Annotated in this window: 14 protein-coding genes; 12 read left to right on the top strand and 2 right to left on the bottom strand. The window is 53.7% G+C overall.

The window, feature by feature from the left end; translation table 11 throughout:
- The first annotated feature begins 14 nt into the window (after window positions 1-14).
- The 10 genes from NYE33_RS32550 (at window position 15) to NYE33_RS32505 (ending at window position 11,933) form a co-directional block, all read left to right on the top strand.
- Window positions 15-1,547: an ABC transporter ATP-binding protein gene (locus NYE33_RS32550; protein WP_042134514.1), complete on the top strand. Its 1,533-nt coding sequence runs from the start codon at window positions 15-17 to the stop codon at window positions 1,545-1,547.
- Entirely contained in the window at window positions 1,544-2,659 is a 1,116-nt protein-coding gene (locus NYE33_RS32545; protein ID WP_144026223.1) for an ABC transporter permease, read from the top strand. Before NYE33_RS32550 ends, NYE33_RS32545 begins: the two co-directional genes overlap by 4 nt.
- A gap of 30 nt (window positions 2,660-2,689) precedes the next feature.
- Window positions 2,690-3,619, top strand: coding sequence for an ABC transporter permease (locus tag NYE33_RS32540; RefSeq protein WP_042134515.1), 930 nt, complete (start codon window positions 2,690-2,692; stop codon window positions 3,617-3,619).
- 259 nt (window positions 3,620-3,878) lie between these two features.
- Window positions 3,879-4,397 carry a 2-oxo-4-hydroxy-4-carboxy-5-ureidoimidazoline decarboxylase gene (gene uraD, locus NYE33_RS32535; RefSeq protein WP_231575304.1) on the top strand — a complete coding sequence of 173 codons (519 nt, stop codon included), beginning with the start codon at window positions 3,879-3,881 and terminating at the stop codon, window positions 4,395-4,397.
- A 241-nt stretch (window positions 4,398-4,638) separates the two neighbouring features.
- Window positions 4,639-5,013, top strand: coding sequence for a hydroxyisourate hydrolase (gene uraH, locus NYE33_RS32530; protein WP_042134519.1), 375 nt, complete (start codon window positions 4,639-4,641; stop codon window positions 5,011-5,013).
- A 60-nt stretch (window positions 5,014-5,073) separates the two neighbouring features.
- The gene (locus NYE33_RS32525) at window positions 5,074-6,468 is read left to right on the top strand and encodes an allantoinase (RefSeq protein ID WP_042134520.1); all 1,395 of its coding nucleotides are present in this window, start codon (window positions 5,074-5,076) and stop codon (window positions 6,466-6,468) included.
- A complete protein-coding gene (locus NYE33_RS32520) occupies window positions 6,432-7,766 on the top strand; it encodes a Zn-dependent hydrolase (RefSeq protein WP_042134521.1) in 1,335 nt (444 codons plus the stop codon). The genes NYE33_RS32525 and NYE33_RS32520 overlap by 37 nt, the downstream gene beginning before the upstream one ends.
- A gap of 83 nt (window positions 7,767-7,849) precedes the next feature.
- The gene (locus NYE33_RS32515; RefSeq protein WP_042134523.1) at window positions 7,850-9,082 is read left to right on the top strand and encodes a pyridoxal-phosphate-dependent aminotransferase family protein; all 1,233 of its coding nucleotides are present in this window, start codon (window positions 7,850-7,852) and stop codon (window positions 9,080-9,082) included.
- 246 nt (window positions 9,083-9,328) lie between these two features.
- Window positions 9,329-11,137, top strand: a complete 1,809-nt coding sequence (locus tag NYE33_RS32510) for an adenine deaminase (RefSeq protein WP_341069446.1) — start codon at window positions 9,329-9,331, stop codon at window positions 11,135-11,137.
- A gap of 343 nt (window positions 11,138-11,480) precedes the next feature.
- Complete coding sequence (locus tag NYE33_RS32505; protein ID WP_042134526.1) at window positions 11,481-11,933, top strand: IDEAL domain-containing protein; 453 nt, start codon at window positions 11,481-11,483, stop codon at window positions 11,931-11,933.
- Window positions 11,934-12,532: 599 nt separating this feature from the next.
- Here the strand turns inward: NYE33_RS32505 and hemH are convergent.
- Entirely contained in the window at window positions 12,533-13,594 is a 1,062-nt protein-coding gene (hemH, locus tag NYE33_RS32500) for a ferrochelatase (RefSeq protein ID WP_042134527.1), read from the bottom strand.
- A 487-nt stretch (window positions 13,595-14,081) separates the two neighbouring features.
- Here hemH and NYE33_RS32495 point away from each other — a divergent pair, with 487 nt between their 5' ends.
- Both NYE33_RS32495 and NYE33_RS32490 read left to right on the top strand, forming a co-directional pair.
- Window positions 14,082-16,385 (top strand): FMN-binding protein, encoded by a 2,304-nt coding sequence (locus tag NYE33_RS32495; RefSeq protein WP_340947487.1) that lies wholly within the window; start codon window positions 14,082-14,084, stop codon window positions 16,383-16,385.
- A gap of 205 nt (window positions 16,386-16,590) precedes the next feature.
- Window positions 16,591-17,547, top strand: coding sequence for a 3'-5' exoribonuclease YhaM family protein (locus tag NYE33_RS32490; protein WP_039301406.1), 957 nt, complete (start codon window positions 16,591-16,593; stop codon window positions 17,545-17,547).
- 92 nt (window positions 17,548-17,639) lie between these two features.
- Here NYE33_RS32490 and NYE33_RS32485 read toward each other — a convergent pair whose 3' ends face one another.
- Complete coding sequence (locus NYE33_RS32485) at window positions 17,640-19,037, bottom strand: TerD family protein (RefSeq protein WP_081969868.1); 1,398 nt, start codon at window positions 19,035-19,037, stop codon at window positions 17,640-17,642.
- Window positions 19,038-19,065: the final 28 nt, after the last annotated feature.

Genomic DNA, 19,065 nt, shown 5'->3' with positions numbered 1-19,065 from the left:
AGGAGCTTCCCACAATGCAGGACCATTCGGTTGAAATGCGCGGGATAGTGAAGAAGTTCGGTTCTGTAACGGCCAGCGATCAAGTCGATTTTTCGGCAAATGCGGGTGAGATTCACGCGCTGCTTGGTGAGAACGGAGCAGGAAAAAGCACAGTCATGAGTATGCTGTCAGGTGTGTACAGGGCGGATGCGGGGGAGATCCTCATTCACGGCAAACCAGCCAAAATCCGTTCTCCGAAAGATGCGGCACTCCTCGGGGTAGGCATGGTATTTCAGAACTTCAGACTGGTGCAAAGTCTCACGGCAGCGGAGAACATCGTGCTTGGCGAAAAGTCGTCTTTCTGGCGTGGCAGCAAGTGGATCAAGCATAAACATGAAGAGATTGAGGCGCTTGGAGAACGGTTTGGCCTCAAATTTCCGGTTGACCGGCCGATCTGGCAGTTGTCTGTCGGTGAACAGCAGCGTGTTGAAATCGTCAAAACCCTGTACCGGGGTGCAGATATTATTATTCTTGATGAGCCGACCTCGGTGCTGACACCGGGAGAGGCGGAGCAGCTGTTTGAAACCCTCAAGGTGATGAAGCAGACGGGGAAGACGGTAATCATGACGACCCATAAAATGAAGGAGGTCATGGCTTCCTCCGACCGGATCTCGGTGATGCGCAAAGGGAAAATGATTGCTACTCTGGAGACGGCCAAGACGGATGAGCTGGAGCTGGCCCGGCTGATGGTGGGCAGAGAAGTCACGATCAGCCGTCAGGAGCGCGAGGCTACAGCAGGGGAACCGTTGCTGGTTGTTAAGGACCTGGATGTTGCTGCCGATCACGGGCGCAAAGCGCTGGATGCTCTGTCGCTCACCGTACGTGAAGGCGAGATCGTAGGGGTGGCCGGTGTCGCCGGCAACGGTCAGAAGGAGCTGGCCGAGGTACTGACCGGGCTTAGAACGTGGAAGACGGGCGAGATTATTTTTGACGGCAGTCCTGTAAAAACAGCCTCGGTAAGAGGCGCCATCGATTCGGGAATCTCGCATGTGCCGGAGAACCGGATGAAGAGCGGTCTGGCCGGACGCCTGGGCTCCGTCGATAATCTGCTGTTCAAGTCCTACCGCAGTAATGAGCATTCGAAATTCGGCTTCCTGAAGGCTGCGAAGAACCGTTCCTGGTCACAGGAGCTGGTCCGCCGCTTCAATGTGAAGACACCGGAGCTGGATACCCCGGTGCAGCAGATGTCGGGCGGAAACCAGCAGAAGCTGCTGTTCGCCCGCGAGGTCAGCCACCAGCCGAAGCTGATGGTTGCCGTTCATCCGACCCAGGGGCTGGATGTCGGCGCTACAGCCGGTGTCCACGAGCTGCTGATGGAGCTGCGGAGCTCCGGCAGCGGCGTGCTGCTGATCTCTGAGGATCTCGATGAGCTGCTGCAATTGTCTGACCGCATTCTGGTCATATACAACGGTTCAATTATAGGTGAAAGCGATCATGAGCATGCGGACCGGGAACAAATCGGACTGATGATGGCCGGAATCCGGAACATGGAGGGGAGCGCCGTATGAGTCCGGATACTGGAAGCAATACTGCAGTGCTGGAGCCCTCACCGGGGAAAAGCGGGAAATGGTACTCCCTCAGGCTGGAATACGATTCAAGCCGTACCCGTTCACCGTGGTGGACGCCTGTTCTGTCAGTTATTCTGGCGCTGCTGCTCTGTGCGGTGTTCATTGCCGCCAATGGCATGAGCCCGCTTGTGGTATACGAAAAAATGTTCCGCGGAGCCTTCGGAACCTCCTACGGCTTCACAGAAACCATGGTAAAAGCTATTCCGCTATTGCTATGCGGACTTGGTATCGCGGTGGCCTACCGGATTTCCGTCTGGAATATCGGGGCGGAAGGCCAGCTGACTGTAGGTGCTATGGCGGCTACAGCGGTAACGATTTATTTCCCTGATCTGTCTTCGTTCTGGTCAATCACACTAATGCTGGTCTTCGGTACGGCGGCCGGGGCATTGTGGGGTCTGATGACCGCCGTTCCGCGGACGCATTTCGGTGTCAACGAGCTGATTACGTCGCTGATGCTGAACTATGTGGCTCTGCTGGCTCTGGACTATGTGGTCTTCGGACCGTGGAAGGACCCGAAGGGCTTCAACTTCCCGGGTTCACCTATGTTCACCGCTGCACAGTCGCTGCCGGTTCTGGGAAGCACGCGGCTGCATATCGGGCTGATCTTCGGGCTGGTGGCCGTCCTTATCTATTATCTGATGATCAAATTCACCCGCTGGGGTTATGAGCTGCGCCTGATCGGTGCCAACCCAACAGCTGCCCGCTACGCGGGGATTCATATCAAGAAGCATATCATTATCGTCATGCTGATCAGCGGCGGCCTGGCCGGTATTGCCGGCATGGCTGAGGTCTCGGGGGTTACACATAAGCTGATGCAGGGGATATCACCCGGTTATGGCTATACGGCAATCATCGTGGCTTGGCTTGCCAAGCTGAACCCGCTGGGTCTGATTGTCACCTCCGTTCTGTTCGGCGGCCTGATCGTCGGCGGGTATAGTGTACAGACCATCGGACTGCCTTCGTCCATATCGGAAATGCTGCAGGGTGCGATCCTGTTCTTCCTGATTGCCGGCGACATGATTCACCGTTTCCGCATCCGCCGGAGCGCATAACAGCATTCGCTTAGAGAAGGGAGTTTACCCATGGATTTCACTACACAGTTATTAATAGCCGCCATATCCGCCGGAACACCGCTGCTGCTGGCTACACTGGGAGGCATTCTGACCGAACGGGCCGGAATCATTCAGCTCGGTGCGGAAGGGCTGATGCTGATGGGGGCGGTGACGACCTGTATCGTCTACATACGCAGCGGGAATCTGATCCTTGCCCTGCTCGCAGCTGTGGCCATTACTGCGCTTCTGGGTATGGTACATTCCTTCCTTACAGTTACCCTCCGGGCGAACCAGACAATGTCAGGTCTTGCCATGACGCTGTTCGGCAGCGGACTCAGCGCCTATCTCGGCAAGTCTATCAGCGGTATTCCGCTTCCGGGCACTTCACCCAAGCTGGATCTGGGGGCGTTGAAGTCGGTTCCGGTGATCGGGGATATTTTCGGCCGGATGGATTATCTGACCTGGTTCAGCCTGCTGCTTGTGCTGGTGCTGCATCTGCTGATCCACCATACCTCATGGGGGCTGCATCTGCGGGCAGTCGGAGACAATCCGGCTACAGCGGATGTCATGGGCATCCGTGTACAGCTGATCCGCTATGGCTACGTTACAGCCGGAGCTGCACTGATTGGTCTTGCCGGGGCAGACATGGTGCTGGCCTATGCACCGACCTGGAATGAAGGCCTTACGGCCGGCCGGGGCTGGATCGCCGTCGGGCTGGTGATTTTTGCCAGATGGAATCCGCTGCGTGCGCTCTTCTGCGCATATTTCTTCGGGGCACTCGATTCCCTGGGCTTCCGGATACAGCTGCTGGGCAGTGTGGTGCCGTCTTATTTCCTCAAAATGATTCCTTATGTCGTTACGATTCTGGTTCTGATGTATCTGGGATACCGCAACCGCAACAAGCCTTCCGGCACGCCGGAATCGCTGGGAACACCTTATGTCCGTGAACAGCGGTTCTGAGTTGCTGAATGCTGCATAGAAGGTACAATATAAGATAGTAAGTTTACGCGAGCAGGAAGTACTATAACTATCACGCGGATTTATGGAGTAACACAGGTATGGTCCATTTCATGCAGTTCGAACATCTTAAATCACTGAGAGATCGGTACTTCAGGTGCTGATGGCAAAGTAGATGGCTTGAATGCGGAAATGGGCTTTTTTTACCCTAAAGAATGTTTGAATTTAAACTATGCAAATTAGATGGATGGAGGATGAGCCATTGAATACACCTGCGGATATTGTGACACTGGAACAGATCAACAGCATGGGACAACCGGAATTTGTAGAGAGCCTTGGAGGTATATTCGAACATTCGCCCTGGGTTGCGGAAGGCGCCTATAGTGAGCGTCCGTTTGAATCCGTGCAGCAGCTGCATGACACTATGGTTGAAACGGTGCGTAAGGCGGATCGTAGCCAGGTACTTGCGCTGCTTAGAGCCCACCCTGATCTGGCAACAAGGCTGCAGGTCACTCCGCTATCGGCGGCAGAGCAGCAGGGGGCCGGTCTGGACCGGCTGACACCGGAGGAATTCAAGCAGCTTACGGAGCTGAATGCCGCCTATACCGAGAAATTCCAGTTCCCGTTCATTCTGGCTGTGCGCGGCAAAAATAAAGATGACATCATTAACGCCATCCGTGATCGGGTGGACCGCAGCCTGCAGGAAGAATGGGATCAGGCGCTGCAGGAGATCGGCAAGATTACCCGTTTCCGGCTGGAGGATCTGCTGGCGGAGGCATAGGACATAGTGCAAGAGGCCTCATATCCGATCCGCACTCTACAGCATACTTGCTTCTAACAAATCAGCAGGAGGTGTCGTTCATGACCGGAACCAGCGGCTTAATCCTTAGTATGGAGAGAAGAATGAACAAAAAAATAAGCAAAAGGCACAGCAGTCAGTATGCGGGAAAAAACGCAGAAATGCTTCTGCCGGAATCGGAAATCCGCTGCTTCAATAGATGCAGGCTTGGAGGATACCTGTCATGAGCGGGCGGTTAACGACTCATGTGCTGGACCTGTCGCTAGGGAAGCCTGCAGCGGGCATGTCGCTTCAGCTATGGAGATTCGGTGAGGTAATGCCCGCGCTGATATGTGAGGCTGTCACGAACAGTGACGGCAGATTGGACGCTCCCCTGCTGGCAGGGGAAGAGCTGCTGGCCGGAAGCTACGAGCTGGTCTTCATGGCCGGCGACTACTTCAGGAGTGCTCAGGCGGGTGCTGGCGGTGAACCGGTAGGGAGTGGCAGCATGTTCCTTGAGCATATCCCGATCCGCTTCAACATTCCGGACCCGGCAGAGCATTATCATGTGCCGCTGCTGGTTGCACCGGGAGGATACAGCACATACCGCGGCAGTTAAATGTAACGATACAAATACGAATACCATTACGAATACCACTAGACTGGAGGTGGCCGTTTCATGGAGGAATCCTATGAGCTTATTATCAGGAATGGGGATGTTGTACTCCCCGGAGAAGTCCGTAAGCTGGATATCGGTGTGAAGGACGGCAGAATCGCTGCCCTGGGCGAAGCGCTGCACGGCTCACCTGCCACTACAATTATTGATGCAGCAGGACAATATGTGCTCCCCGGCATGATTGATATGCACGTTCATTTCAATGAGCCGGCGTTCGGCCATTGGGAAGGCTTCCGCAGCGGATCGGCTTCCCTTGCCGCTGGAGGCTGTACCTGTTATGCGGATATGCCGCTGAATGGTAATCCGCCGACTGTAAATATAGAAGCACTCCGCTTGAAGACAGAAGCTGCAGCCGGGAATTCGGCGGTGGATTATGTGCTGTGGGGCGGACTCGTGCCCGGCAATCTGGAGGACCTGGAGGAGCTGGCGGCGGCAGGTGTTACCGGCTTCAAGGCGTTTATCTCGAATCCCGGCGGTGAAGGCGAAGGCCGGTTCCGCGAGGTGGATGACAATACCCTGTATCAGGGAATGGTCCGCATCGCCGCAATCGGCGGCATTCTCGCCCTGCATGCGGAGAGTGAAGAGATGACCTCGGCGCTCGGAGCAGCTGCACTCCGCGAGGGGCGGAGCACTGCGCGTGATTTCGCCGCCTCCCGCCCGCCCGAAGCGGAGCTTGAGGCTGTTGCCCGGGCACTCCTATATAGTGAACGGACCGGCTGCCGGCTGCATTTCGTGCACATTAGCACCTCCGCAGCCTTGGAGCTGATTCACGAGGCCAAGCAGCGGGGGCTGGATGTGACAGCGGAGACCTGCCCTCATTATCTGATTCTGAACGAGGACAGCATGGAGGAGCTGGGGCCGCTGGCGAAATGTGCTCCGCCGCTGCGCAGCAGCGGGGAGCGGGAACGGCTGTGGCATGCGGTGGCTGCGGGCCTGGTGGATCTGATTGCTTCGGATCATTCCCCTTGTCCGGCGGAATTGAAGCTGGCGCCCGGCTTGTCTTTTTTTGAAGCCTGGGGAGGGATATCGGGGGCGCAGAGCAGTCTGGAGCTGATGTTCCACGAGGGTGTCCAGGTGCGCGGCCTGCCGGTCACACAGATCTCTGCGCTATTGTCGGAGCTGCCTGCCCGGCGTTTCGGGCTGGAGCAGTGCAAAGGCTCCATCGCTCCGGGGCTGGATGCCGATCTGGTGCTGCTTGACCCGAATGCGAATTATACCCTGCAGGCGGAAGATTTATATTACCGCCACAAGCATAGTCCTTATGCCGGTATGACCTTATCCTGCAAGGTAACGGCAACCCTCTCCCGCGGCAATGTGGTTTATACCGCCGGAGAAGGCCTTGTTGCAGCGGATGGCGGTGAATGGCTGCGGATCTCCAGCCGCCAGCCGGCCCGGTGAAGCTGCCGGTCCGGCATGTCCCGGCCGGAGAGATGCTGAAGCTGCTGGATGAACTCGCAGCCTTCAGTGCTCCCGGCCCGGGGGTTACCCGGCTGCTGTACACGCCGGAGTGGTACCGGGTCCAGCATTTTTTGCAGGAGAGAATGTCTGGATTCGGACTTGAGGTCAGAACGGATGAGGTCGGAAATGTATACGGCAAGCTGGCCGGATCAGTGGTAACGGATAAAGTAATTCTAACCGGCTCACATATCGATACGGTGGTGAACGGCGGACGTTATGACGGTGCTTACGGAGTAGCTGCTGCTGTAACTGCACTGCATTATCTGCAGATGACCTTTGGCCAGCCGCTGCGGACGCTGGAGGTGGTGTCCTTTTGCGAGGAGGAGGGCAGCCGCTTTCCGCTGACGTTCTGGGGTTCCGGCAATGTTACAGGGCTCTACGACGGGAGTGAGCGCGAGAATTGTGCAGACGGCGAAGGGGTAACGCTCGGAGCGGCGATGGCTGCCTGCGGTCTGGGCGGCAGCATTGAAGCCTCCGGAGCTAGCCATTATAATACTTCAGAGAGTGGCGGCACTGCCTTCGGACACAGTCCGGTCCGCAGTGATATTGCCGCCTACGTTGAACTGCATATTGAACAGGGGATTATTCTGGAACGGTCGTTCCAGGAGATCGGGGTGGTGCAGGCGATCGCCGGTCAGCGGAGATACAAGGTCAAGGTGTGCGGCACAGCCAATCATGCCGGAACAACGCCGATGGGATTGAGGCAGGATGCACTGGCAGGCAGCGCAGAAATGCTGCTGGCACTGGAGCGTTCCGCTGTGGCAGAAGGGGACCCGCTGGTGGCAACAACGGGCAGGCTGGAAGTCTATCCGGGGACGCCGAATGTCATTCCGGGCGAAGTGCAGTTCACGCTGGATATCCGGCATAGCGAAGCCGTGACACTGGAGCGCTTTTGCTTAGGGATGCTTGATAAGTTCACAGCGATTGCCGGCAGGCGCGGTCTGATTCTGGAGGTGCTGCCTCTGCTGGCTACAACTCCTGCACCTATGGATACGGAGCTATGCCTGTCGCTGGAACAAATCTGTGTGGAGCAGGGGCGGTCGTACCGGAGCATGGTCAGCGGGGCGGGGCATGATGCCCAGCTGTTCGCACCGCGCTGCCCGTCGGCAATGATATTCGTGCCCAGCCGGGGAGGGGTCAGCCATTCTCCTGATGAATATACGTCACCGGAAGAGCTGGCTGCGGGACTCGAAGTACTGACGGCAATCTTATATAAAATGGCTTATACAGAGAACTGAAGCTCAGGGGGTTCATAAGAGGGTGGAATTCCGGAGATTCAGGAGATTCAGGAGATTCAGAGAGACGAGAGGGGGAGAGAGTGATGAAGCGCTACGAAGATTTGTCGCCGTCCTTGCGGTGTATTATGACTCCGGGACCGGTAGAGGTTGATCCGCGTGTGCTGCGGGCCATGTCTTATCCGGTACTGGGTCAATTCGATCCCGAGTTTACAGATATTATGAACGAGACGATGGAGATGCTCCGGGAGCTGTTTGCCACAGGCAATAAGTGGGCCTATCCGGTGGACGGTACATCACGCTCCGGGATTGAAGCGGTAATGGTCAGTCTGATTGCTCCGGGAGACCGGGTGCTGATTCCGGTCTTCGGACGGTTTGGACATCTGCTGCATGAGATTGCCGAGCGCTGCGGTGCTGAGGTGTTCACTATAGAGCAGACCTGGGGCAGCGTGTTTCCGCCGGAGGATGTGATCGCGGCGATCCGCAGCTTCAAGCCGGATGTGGTGGCGATTGTCCACGGGGAGACCTCTACGGGACGTGTGCAGCCGCTGGCCGAGATCGGGCGGGCGTGCCGTGAGCAGGATGCCCTGCTGATTGTGGACGCGGTGGCGACCATTGGCGGGGTGCCTGTGGAGACGGATGCCTGGATGCTTGATGCCGTGGTCGGTGGAACGCAGAAATGTCTGTCTGTCCCTTCGGGCATGTCCCCGGTCACCTATAACGAGCGTGCCGAAGCAAAGCTGCTGAAGCGCAAACAGGTGGAGCGGGGGCTTAGAACCGGCGGCGATGAGGCAAGCGAGCTGCCGGTTGTCCGCAGCAACTACTTTGACCTCGGCATGCTGCAGGACTACTGGAGTCCCCAGCGGTTGAATCACCACACGGAGATGACCTCCATGCTGTACGCATTGCGTGAGGGGCTGCGGCTGGTGCTGGAAGAAGGGCTGGAGGCCCGTCATGCCCGTCATAAGCATCATGAGCGAGCCCTTGTAGCTGGCCTGACCGCAATGGGTCTGGAGCTGTACGGTGATCCGGAGAGCAAGCTGACGGTAGTCACCTGTGTGCTGATTCCGGAGGGAGTGGACGGGGAAGCGGTGCGTTTCATGCTGCTGAACCATTTCGGGATAGAGATTGCCAGCTCGTTCGGTCCGTTAAAAGGCCAGATCTGGCGCATCGGCACGATGGGCTTCAGCTGCCGGGAGAATAATGTGCTGCGTCTGCTTGGAGCACTGGAGGCGGCGCTTGTACGCCACGGATTCTCCGTTCCGGCCGGCCAGGGCGTTCAGGCGGCACTTGACGTATACGAGTCAAAAGTAAGATAATCATAAAAATGCGCTAAGTGGTGAAAGGTAAGCAGCACAAGTTGCGATCCGGAGCAGCCGGACGGCTTGTATTTTAGCTAAGTACCTCTGTATAAGCATCGTTAAGCTCCGCTTAGATTAGCAGTCAGGTCTATCCTCCTGGCGGTAGTTCAAACAACGGCTTGCGACCCGTGAGGGGCGTCAGGGCCGTTTTTGCTAAATAGAATATAAATATAGGAAATCATTAACCGGAAGGGAGTGTGTATTATGACTTATACAAGAAAACCACTCGCGGACTGCGTGCCCGGGCTTGTGGCTACAGCCCGCGGCGACCAGCTGGCGACACTGGTGATTACTGGCGGCAAACTGGTCAATGTATGCTCCGGAGAGATTCTGGAGGGTATGTCTGTAGCAGTACAGGGTGGACGCATTGCCTACGTTGGCAAGGATGTCTCGCATACGATCGGTGAGGGGACACAGATCATTGATGCGGCGGGCAAATACATTGCCCCGGGTCTGCTTGACGGGCACTGTCACATCGAGAGTACACAGTTGACGGCGACTGAGTTTGCCCGTGCAGTGCTGCCTATGGGCACGACCGGCGGATTCTTTGATGCCCATGAGATCGCCAATGTATTCGGGCTGAAGGGCATTAAGCTGATGCTGGATGAGATGCGTGAAACTCCGCTGGCGGCTTATATGCAGGTTGCCTCCTGCGTACCTTCAGCAGGAGCGGATTTCGAAACGACCGGCGCATCGATCGGACCGGAGGAAGTAGCCGAGGCTTTTACCTGGGGCGAGGATGTCATTGCGCTGGGCGAAGTGATGAATTTCCCAGGCGTGGTGTACGGCGATGAGAAAATGCTCGGGGAAATTCAGGCGACCCTGCGTGCGGGGCGCTATGTGGACGGTCATTTCACCTGGCCGGCGGATGACTGGAGACTCCCGGTCTATGCCGCCGCAGGAGTAACCGGCGATCATGAGTGTGTGACGGCGGAGGATGTAATCGAACGCGTCCGTCTTGGGATGTATGCCAAAATGCGCCGCGGCTCCGCCTGGCATGATGTGGCGAAGACCATCACCGCGCACACCGAGCATGGGCTCGACCCGCGCCGGATGATGCTGGTGACCGACGACCGCAGCTCAGAATCGCTGCGGGATGAAGGTCATATGGATTTTGTGGTGCGGCACGCCATCTCCCAGGGCCTTAAGCCGGTCACGGCTTTTCAAATGGCAACGATCAATACCGCCGAACGGTTCGGGGTAGCCCGTGATATCGGCTCAATTACTCCGGGCTCCTGTGCAGATATCATTCTGCTGGACGGAAATCTGGCTGATGTTCATGTTGTCATGACGATTGCGGCCGGAGTGGTCGTAGCGGAGAACGGGATCATGACCGCTGAGCTGAGTCCGTACACCTACCCGGAGGAAGTGCTGGCTTCCGTGCATCTGCTGCAGCCTCCGGCTCCGGAGGACTTCGTGATCCATGCGCCAATTGCTGAAGGTACTCTGGCCACACGGGTCATCAAAGTGATCGAGAATCATGTGGAGACCGGGGAATTGATCATTAATCTGCCGGTGGCTGAGTCCAGGCTGCTGGTTCAGGAGGGCTTGTGCAAAATCGCCGTCCTGGAGCGGCATAAGGGAACCGGCAACAAATCGGTTGGTGTGGTTGAGGGGATCGGCTTCCATGAGCCTGCTGCGATTGCCATGACTGTAGCCCATGACAGCCATAATGTGCTGGTCATCGGCAATGATGATAACCTCATGGCTAAAGCTGCGGGTGCAGTAGCTGAAGCTCAGGGCGGTGTTGCGGTTATTACCGCTTCCGGAACAACTCTGTTCCCGCTGGCAATTGCCGGACTGATGTCGGCAGAGCCGTTCGAGATTGCGGCAGCCCAGTCTGCGGCCATCAGCAAAGCGCTGTATGATGCAGGCTGCACATTGAATTATGCTTTTATGACCTTGTCGCTGCTTGCACTGGCTGTCATTCCGACGTTGCGGATCTCGGATAAAGGGCTGGTGCGGATTTCGCCGGAAGAGGGGATTCAGCTGGTTCCATTGTTTGTGAGCTAAATCCCCGATCAGAAGCCGGCAAAAGTCTTGCCGGATCATACAGACATCACCGAAAAGGGATGCTGCCCGCTCATTACAGAGCCTGGGCAGCATCCTTTTTTGCATGTGATTTCTCCTGTCAGAATAGTCTTTACTGCTAAAATAATGACATTAATCCGGTGCGGGGCATATAATTAACCATTTCATCACAATTAGAAACATATTTTTTTAAAATTTTAATGAAAAACATTAACAAATTGTGAGAAATAGTCGATAATACTTTTAAATTAGTTAAAATTATTGTCGAATCGTGTATTTGCGGAAAAATACTGAAAGTCCAAATATAAGGAACGGGGTGTATGAGATGATGAGATTAGAAACACAGGACATCGTGAATATCACCAAGAAGCAAATTACCGGTATTTTTAAAATGGAGCCGGTGGAACTGAGATTTGTCAACGACTTTCAGGGTGAGCAGTATCTCTTGACCAATGATAAGCTGCATCTCAGCAACCAGCATTATTGGGCCAAAGTAATGGATTGTGTCTTCGACAGTCATGTCAGACCTGTATTGATGTGCGAGGTGCTCTACTTCCTGCGGAATGAGTTTCTGGAGAGTGATATCAAGCTGAAGTTTTCATATGACTTTGCGGATGGGGCAGATGGGTCAGCGGTTGCTACTGCTGAAATCAGCTTCAATGATTCGCCGGAGCTGCAGCCGGGAGAGATTGCCGAATTGATTGATTTTGCGTTGACATTGCAGGATAAACAGTGGTTCGAGGAACTGACTGCCAAATATAAACAGCTGACCGCTTAAATATTATGCGGAAGGATAAGCTGCCTGAATACAATTCATATGATGAAGCCGTCCGGGCCGCAGGGGAAGTCAGCCTGCGGACCAGGCGGCTTTTCTGTTGTATAGGAAATGATGATATTCGTCTGTTGGGGGGACTTAAAGGGATAAATCCCTCTGATTCCGCCGAAAGTGGGCGGTTGGGTGAAATTAAAGGGATAAATCCCTCTGATTCCACCGAAAGTAGGCGGTTGGGGGAAATTAAAGGGATAAATCCCTCTGATTCCACCGGATGCTGCCCAAAGGAAGAAATGAGGAGCAAAAGTGCCCCTGACTCCGCCGGATGCTGCCCAAAGGAGGAAATGAGGAGCATAAGTGCCTCTGAATCCGCCGGATGCTGTCCAAGAGGTAGTCTGAATGGAGTAATGCGAAGCGGCGCTTAATCTGCATAAGCTGCTCTAGCCGTATAAACTTGCACAGGCCGCATAAGCTCCGGCTTGATTCACCCGTTAGGGTGGTTTTTTCTTTAAATATAGAAGGAAGTATGTTTACGCCATACTTTATCCTTATATTTCCCGCTGGAACGGAAGCCTTCCCTCAAAGGACGGCATAGCCGCTTCCTCTTAGGTAATGAACGTCTCCGGAGTGGATGATTCCGCAGCTTCTGCAGCTGGGAACCAGCCTAACGCTGTGCGGTTCACCATCCGGGCGAGGAAGTCTATCCATTCCGGGTGGTCATTCAAGCAGGGGGCGACAGTTAAATTCTCAGCTGTTCCACCGCCTGAAGCGAAGAGTTCCCGGCCTTCTACAGCCAGCTCATGCAGCGTTTCCAGGCAGTCGGTTACAAGCCCCGGGGAGAAAATCATAGGCCTCCGGATTCCGCGTCCGCTGAGCTCTTTGAGCGTATCAGCAGTAGAAGGGCCGACCCATTTCTCGGGTCCGAAGCGGGATTGGAAGGAAATCTGCCAGCGTTCCGGTGCCCAATTCATAGCCTCTGCAAGCAGGCGGCCGGTCTCATGGCATTGCTGCGGATACGGATCCCCAGTCTCGGCATAACGGCGGGGAATTCCATGGAAGGACAGAATATAGTAATCCGGTTCTTCGTCCAGCTCGCCAAGCTTCCGGAGCAGCAGCGACTTCATCGCCGAGATATAGTCCGGCGCATCATGATAGGCTTCTATGAAGCGCAGAGCCGGCACGAAACGTTTGGAGACCTGCCCTGAGCGGCTATGCCGCCCCAGTGCGGCATAGCTTGCAGCTTCATAGACCGACGCAGTTGTGGTCGAGGAATACTGCGGGAACAGCGGCAGTACAATGATCCGTGTAATACCTGCAGCCTCCAGCTTGCGGAAGGCTTGCTGCATGCTTGGCTCACTATAGGCAAGACCTAATTCCACTTGGTAGCGGCTGCCAAGCAGTGACTGCAGCGCAGTCTGCTGAGCCCTGGAGTGGACGAGCAGCGGGGAACCTTCCTTCATCCAGATCTCCTGATACAGCTTCGCAGACCGGCGCGGCCGGGTGCGAAGGATGATGCCGCGCAGCAGAGGCTGCCAGAGCAGCGGATGATAATCAATGATTCTGCGGTCAGACAAAAAGCGCTTAAGATATGGACGAACCGCCTTGGCGCTTGGCGCGTCAGGTGTTCCGATCTGAGCAAGAATAACTCCTACGGGAGGCTGATTCATGAGCAGCAGCGGCTCCTTTCCATGAACATGACATCGTTTAAAAATATCACATATAGAGGCAGAGTTACTATGTGTTGTATCACATTATTATCATATGACGGTGTAAATGGGAGAATTTGAGAGTTAGAAGAATTGTAGTTTTGAAGTTAATTGCGAAATAGTGATGTTTCTTATAGGGTGTGTGATTTTATATACAGAGAAAAGTGTTTCAATTTTGATACCATCAAGCCAGAAATTACCGATAGCAGCCTGAAATCATCTTATGTGAATTTATTCACCTTTTTATGTGAATTGTTTCACCTTTTAAAAGATTGTATAAATGGATGCATCTTTTTTGCACACGGGATGGGTCGCGCAGGAACGGGAAAGGGGGGATGACCTCTTATGAAGAGTCAGGGTACTCTTTGTAAGAAGGAATGGAATGAACGGGAAAAACGGTTTACAAGAGCTACATACTACTGGGGATATAATAAAGGAGAATACGCATTTGAAAAAACTAATTGCTTTGACTGTAAGCGCAGCCTTGCTGCTCGCGCCAATCGCCTACACGATTAACGCACCGGCCTTGAACCTGAAGGTGGATGCGGTTTCAGCAGCTTCGGAAGAAGCTCCGGCAGCTACTGCTAAACCAGCTCCTAAACCGACTGCCAAACCAGCTCCTAAACCGACTGCAAAGCCTGCAGCAACACCTAAAGCTACTGCTAAACCGGCAGCAACACCTAAAGCAACCGCAAAGCCTGCAGCAACACCTAAAGCAACCGCAAAGCCTGCAGCAACACCTAAAGCAACTGCTAAACCGGCAGCAACCGCTGCACCTGCAGCATCCGCCAAAGCATCTGCTAAACCAGCAGCAACAGTTAAGCCAGCTGCTACAGCTAAGCCTGTTGCAACAGCAGCACCGGTTACTGTTAAAGAAGCCGTGTATCAAGACGGAGTCTATGTAGCCTATGGCGATGCTTACTCCAAAGGTACTGAAGGCGCTAAAGTTACAATCAAAGACGGCAAAATTGCCGACATCGAGCTGCTGAGAACCAGCCCGAAAATTATCGACCGCAACGCCCGTGATAATTACAGCGGCGTATGGGTGGCATACGGTCTGATGAAAGACAGACTGATCGGCAAAACAAGAGACGGCGCAGCAGCTGTTGATGCTGTATCTGGAGCAACCCGCTCCAGCAACGGCTGGAAATTGTCGGTTGACAGAGCGTTCGAAAGATCGCTGCAGGATAAACCGGCTGATGCTACTTATTTCGCCGGCGACCACATGGGTGTAGACCCTGAAGCCAAATACGCTGTATTCGCAAGCTATGATGCGAACAAGCTGACTGCAGTTAAGCTGTATCCGCTGACTGCAACTGGAGATTTCGCAGATGAGAAGACTTATACTGCTGAACAAACTGCAGCGATTGCAGCAATTACACCAGTGCTGTTGGCCAATGGTTCTGCGGCTAAGCCTGTAGCCGGCTTCGAAGCTGAATCCAAAGCTGCCATCAACGCATTCTGGGATGCTGAACAAAATGCCAGCATCAACAACACTTCCGCTTATGTGGACGGATTCTACTCTTCCTACGGTACAGCAAGAAGCGTAGGCGTTGAGAGAGCTGATGTTGTAATCCGTAACGGCAAGCTGGTTGATGTGAAATTGTTCAGACTTGGCACTAACCTGATTGACAGAGGCGCAACTGCTTATGCTGAAGTAGTGAAAGCTAATGCTCCTATGACTGCTAAATTGCTTGCTAACGGTTCTTATATCGCTAATTATGATGAGAAGGTAGACGGAATTTCCGGCGCTACTGAGAGCAGCCACGGCTGGAACCAGGCAGTAGAAAGAGCTTTCGAGAAGGCTCTGAAGGTTTCGCCAGAAGGTAAATACTTCGACGGAAAATTTGCCGGAGTGGATAACCAGTCTAAAGTTCTTCTGCTGGTAGATGTTGCTGACGATCAAGTAACTGCTATCAAACTGAGCATGTTCGGTACAGACGGCAAGATTATTGCTGACGATAAGCGTACGGATGCACAGAAATCCCTTGTGGATCAACTGACAGCCGGATTGCTTGCAAACGGCGTGGACACTGCTGATATCGCTGGCCAGGAAGCTGTATCTGCTGCAGCAAAGGCAGCCCTGACTGATGCCCTGACCAATGCTTCCAAAGTACAAGGCACTTATAAAGACGGCACGTTCACCGCTTACGGTGACGCTTATGACAAGGGTACAAACAAAGCTGACGTTACCCTGCGTAACGGCAAGATCGTAAATGTTGCTCTTTCCCGTGTAGGAATGAACATGGTAGACCTGGGTAAAGCCGCTTACGCTGAAGTTCAAAAAGCAATTCCGGTGCTGACAGCTAACTTCCTGGCTGCAGGCACAAGAGAAGGTGTAGCACAAGTAGATGCTGTATCCGGCGCTACCAGCAGCAGCAATGCACTTAAAGCTGCCGTTGACAGAGCTTACGGTAAAGCTGAAGTTGTTGAAACCGAAAAGGCCGCATATTTCGACGGGATCTTCATCGGTGCCAGTGCTGACAAATCCGTAAATGTAATGGTTACTACTAAGTTCAATGTTCCAGTAACTATGGTTGTTTACTACCTTGATGATAAAGGTAAAGTAAGATACAACCTGACGGAAGACGAATTGCTCGTGAAATACGAAATCGAGAATACTTCTAACGGCAAAGGACTGCACAAGTACGGATACCGTGCTGCAGCATTCGGAACGAATGATACTCAGAAAGCAATCTCTGCCAAAGCTATTGAAGCTATCAAAGCAGCACTTGAAGCAGCTGGCAAATAATTGAATCTAACCACAAAGGGGCGTCCTCGACCATGCAAATGGTTGGGGGCATCCCTTTTTTATTTTTGCACGAACGGGCTGCAAGGGGGGATGGACATAATTAAGAATGGATATCGTATAGTAATTTAAAGGGATTTCGGATGTGAATGTCTAAACTTTAATATACACCGCAGGTTCAAAGCCTGTAAGTAATAGGAGGCTCTTCATGACATTAATTAAACAGCTATCCCCACAGGATGAATTCACCGGCTTCTATCTGCTTAGGGAACTGGTGCTCAAACAGACAAACGGTACTCCTCCAAAGGATTATTTTGATATTGTACTTGGTGATTCCAGCGGCCAGCTGTCGGCTAAATATTGGGATGTAAGTGTAACGGATAAAGAAACTTTTTTCCCGATGGCCCTGGTGAAGGTCCGCGGGATTGCCCATACTTACCGGGAGAAGCTGCAGGTCAAAATAACCAAAATCAGACTGGCGGATGAGTCCGATGGCGTGTCGCTTACCGAGTTCATCCGTTCAGCCCCTGTGCGTCCTGTGGATCTGATCCACACGATTAAGAATGCAATGGCCAGTATAACCGACCAGGAGGTCGCATCGATCGTATCCTTCTGTGTAGGCAAGGTTGAAGAGAAGCTGATGCACTATCCTGCGGCCAAAACGCATCATCATGCTTATTTCGCCGGACTGGCTTATCATATGGTGCGGATGCTGGAGATCGGGGATTTCCTGTGCAAGCAGCGCCCGTTCCTGAATCCTGATCTTATGAGAGCGGGAATTATCCTCCACGATATTGCCAAACCGGAGGAAATGATCTCACAATTCGGCATAGTGTCGGATTATAGTGTGCAGGGCAAGCTGATCGGGCATATATCGATGGCGTCAAGCTGGATTACAGAGGCAGCAATCCGCACCGGCATTGATCTGGAGTCGGAGAAGGTATTGGCCCTGCAGCATCTGGTCCTATCACATCATAATCTGGGTGAATGGGGAAGTCCGGTGCAGCCGCAGACCGCAGAAGCAGTCGCTTTGCATCATATAGATGCCATGGACGCCAAGCTACAGATGGTGGAGGATGCTCTTGATACCACTCCGGAAACTGAGGAATGGACACCGTTCATCCGCGGGCTGGAGAATAAGGCAGTATACCGGATGAAAATTTGAGGCTGTGCTGTAACGCATAAGAGAATAACAAACACCCCCAAGCCACCATTGCGGCTTGGGGGTGTTTGTTCATGCCATAAGGGGCATGAATTCTATGATTTGCGGGCAGACGGAGGAATGCTGCCGGCTGTTCGTACTATTTCTGCTGTTTCTATTGTTGCGGCTGATTCAGCAGCAGACTCAGCCGCAGCTTCAGGAGGTTCCACCTCAAGACCATAATGATTACACAGGGCACGGAGTCCGCCCGGGAATCCCTCTCCAATGGCAACAAATCTCCATTTGTCCTTGTGCCTGTAGAACTCGCCTATGACTACTGCCGTCTCAAGGTTTAAGCCCAGGCCAAAGGGAAAAGAGGCCAGCCTGGTTCCCGTCTGGGAATCAATTAGTGAAGCGGAGGCGTTATTGATCTGGCCCGGGTTCTGGCCGGAAGCCTCCCCATAGAGTGTGAAGGTCAAAGCGATCCGCGTAATGGACGCAGGCAGCTTCGCCAGTTGAAGATGCAGATGTCCCGCGTTTGGAGCAGGCTTCGAGTAGAATACAGAACCGCTGGGGTCTTCCATGTTTCCATAGAAGACAAAATCCTGATCCTGTCCGCAGCGTCCTGTCTCTCGAAGCAGGAAAGCAGAGGTGTCCGGCTCCATGGCGGAAAGCGTTGAATCCCACTCCACAGACATGAGAATTCTCGAAGCACTGAGCTTACCGCCGATATCCACCCGCTGGCCTCTCACCAGCACGGGTACAGCTTGAACTTCAGGGGCAGACGGTGTTGCAGCCGGGAGACTTGCAGAAGAAGTCAGACGCTGAGTGGGTACGAGGGGAGCTCCGCGATCCGGTACAGCCGCGCTTACGGGAATTTCCGTCTTTGCTGCAGCAGTCTTCGGGGCCGCCGGTTTCTTGGCGGCTTTCTTGGGGGATGCCTTGAAGGCAGTATAACCGCCCGCATACATCGTGCCTGCCTGGTAGCCCTGGCTGCCGGCTAAGAGGAGGGGATCGAACTGCTGCCATTGCTCCATCAATTTCAATAGAATGAGTGCCGAAGCTCTGGCATCATCCAGCGCATCATGGTGCTTCAGCCTAATGCCGAAATGCTCGGAGACTACATTCAGTTTATGGGAGGGCAGCTCCTGAAGCATTTTTTTGCCCAGCAGGTAGGTACACATATATTTGAAATCCGGATAGCTGAATAACGAATCATCCAGGCAATAACGCAGAACACTCATATCGAAGGAAGCATTATGCGCAATCACAATCTCGCCTTGCAGCAGCGGTTCAATCGTGGGCCACAGCTCTGCGAAGGTAGGTTTGCCTTTAACCATTGAGGGCGTAATTCCGTGTATCGCGATATTCATTCCGTCGAACCTCTGCCGCGGGTCAATCAACCAGTCATATTCTGCGGTGACCACACCATTTCTAACCTGAACAAGCCCCAATGCGCAAGCGCTGGAGCGGCTGGAATTGGCTGTTTCAAAGTCTATTGCTGTAAAATCCATAGGTAAAGCCCCTTATCTATCATGTATA

Source organism: Paenibacillus sp. FSL R10-2199 (genome assembly GCF_038000235.1).
Lineage (GTDB): Bacteria > Bacillota > Bacilli > Paenibacillales > Paenibacillaceae > Paenibacillus_AQ > Paenibacillus_AQ phytohabitans.
Note: the sequence above shows the minus strand (reverse complement) of the source record. Positions and strands in the feature narration are given on the sequence as shown.

Coding starts and splice junctions, on each gene's coding strand:
- NYE33_RS32510 (WP_341069446.1), top strand. CDS start 9,329: ATGACTTATACAAGAAAACCACTCGCGGACTGCGTGCCCGGGCTTGTG.
- NYE33_RS32490 (WP_039301406.1), top strand. CDS start 16,591: ATGACATTAATTAAACAGCTATCCCCACAGGATGAATTCACCGGCTTC.
- NYE33_RS32485 (WP_081969868.1), bottom strand. CDS start 19,037: ATGGATTTTACAGCAATAGACTTTGAAACAGCCAATTCCAGCCGCTCC.
- NYE33_RS32505 (WP_042134526.1), top strand. CDS start 11,481: ATGATGAGATTAGAAACACAGGACATCGTGAATATCACCAAGAAGCAA.
- NYE33_RS32540 (WP_042134515.1), top strand. CDS start 2,690: ATGGATTTCACTACACAGTTATTAATAGCCGCCATATCCGCCGGAACA.
- hemH (WP_042134527.1), bottom strand. CDS start 13,594: ATGAATCAGCCTCCCGTAGGAGTTATTCTTGCTCAGATCGGAACACCT.
- NYE33_RS32515 (WP_042134523.1), top strand. CDS start 7,850: ATGAAGCGCTACGAAGATTTGTCGCCGTCCTTGCGGTGTATTATGACT.
- NYE33_RS32550 (WP_042134514.1), top strand. CDS start 15: ATGCAGGACCATTCGGTTGAAATGCGCGGGATAGTGAAGAAGTTCGGT.
- uraH (WP_042134519.1), top strand. CDS start 4,639: ATGAGCGGGCGGTTAACGACTCATGTGCTGGACCTGTCGCTAGGGAAG.
- NYE33_RS32545 (WP_144026223.1), top strand. CDS start 1,544: ATGAGTCCGGATACTGGAAGCAATACTGCAGTGCTGGAGCCCTCACCG.
- NYE33_RS32520 (WP_042134521.1), top strand. CDS start 6,432: ATGGCTGCGGATCTCCAGCCGCCAGCCGGCCCGGTGAAGCTGCCGGTC.
- NYE33_RS32525 (WP_042134520.1), top strand. CDS start 5,074: ATGGAGGAATCCTATGAGCTTATTATCAGGAATGGGGATGTTGTACTC.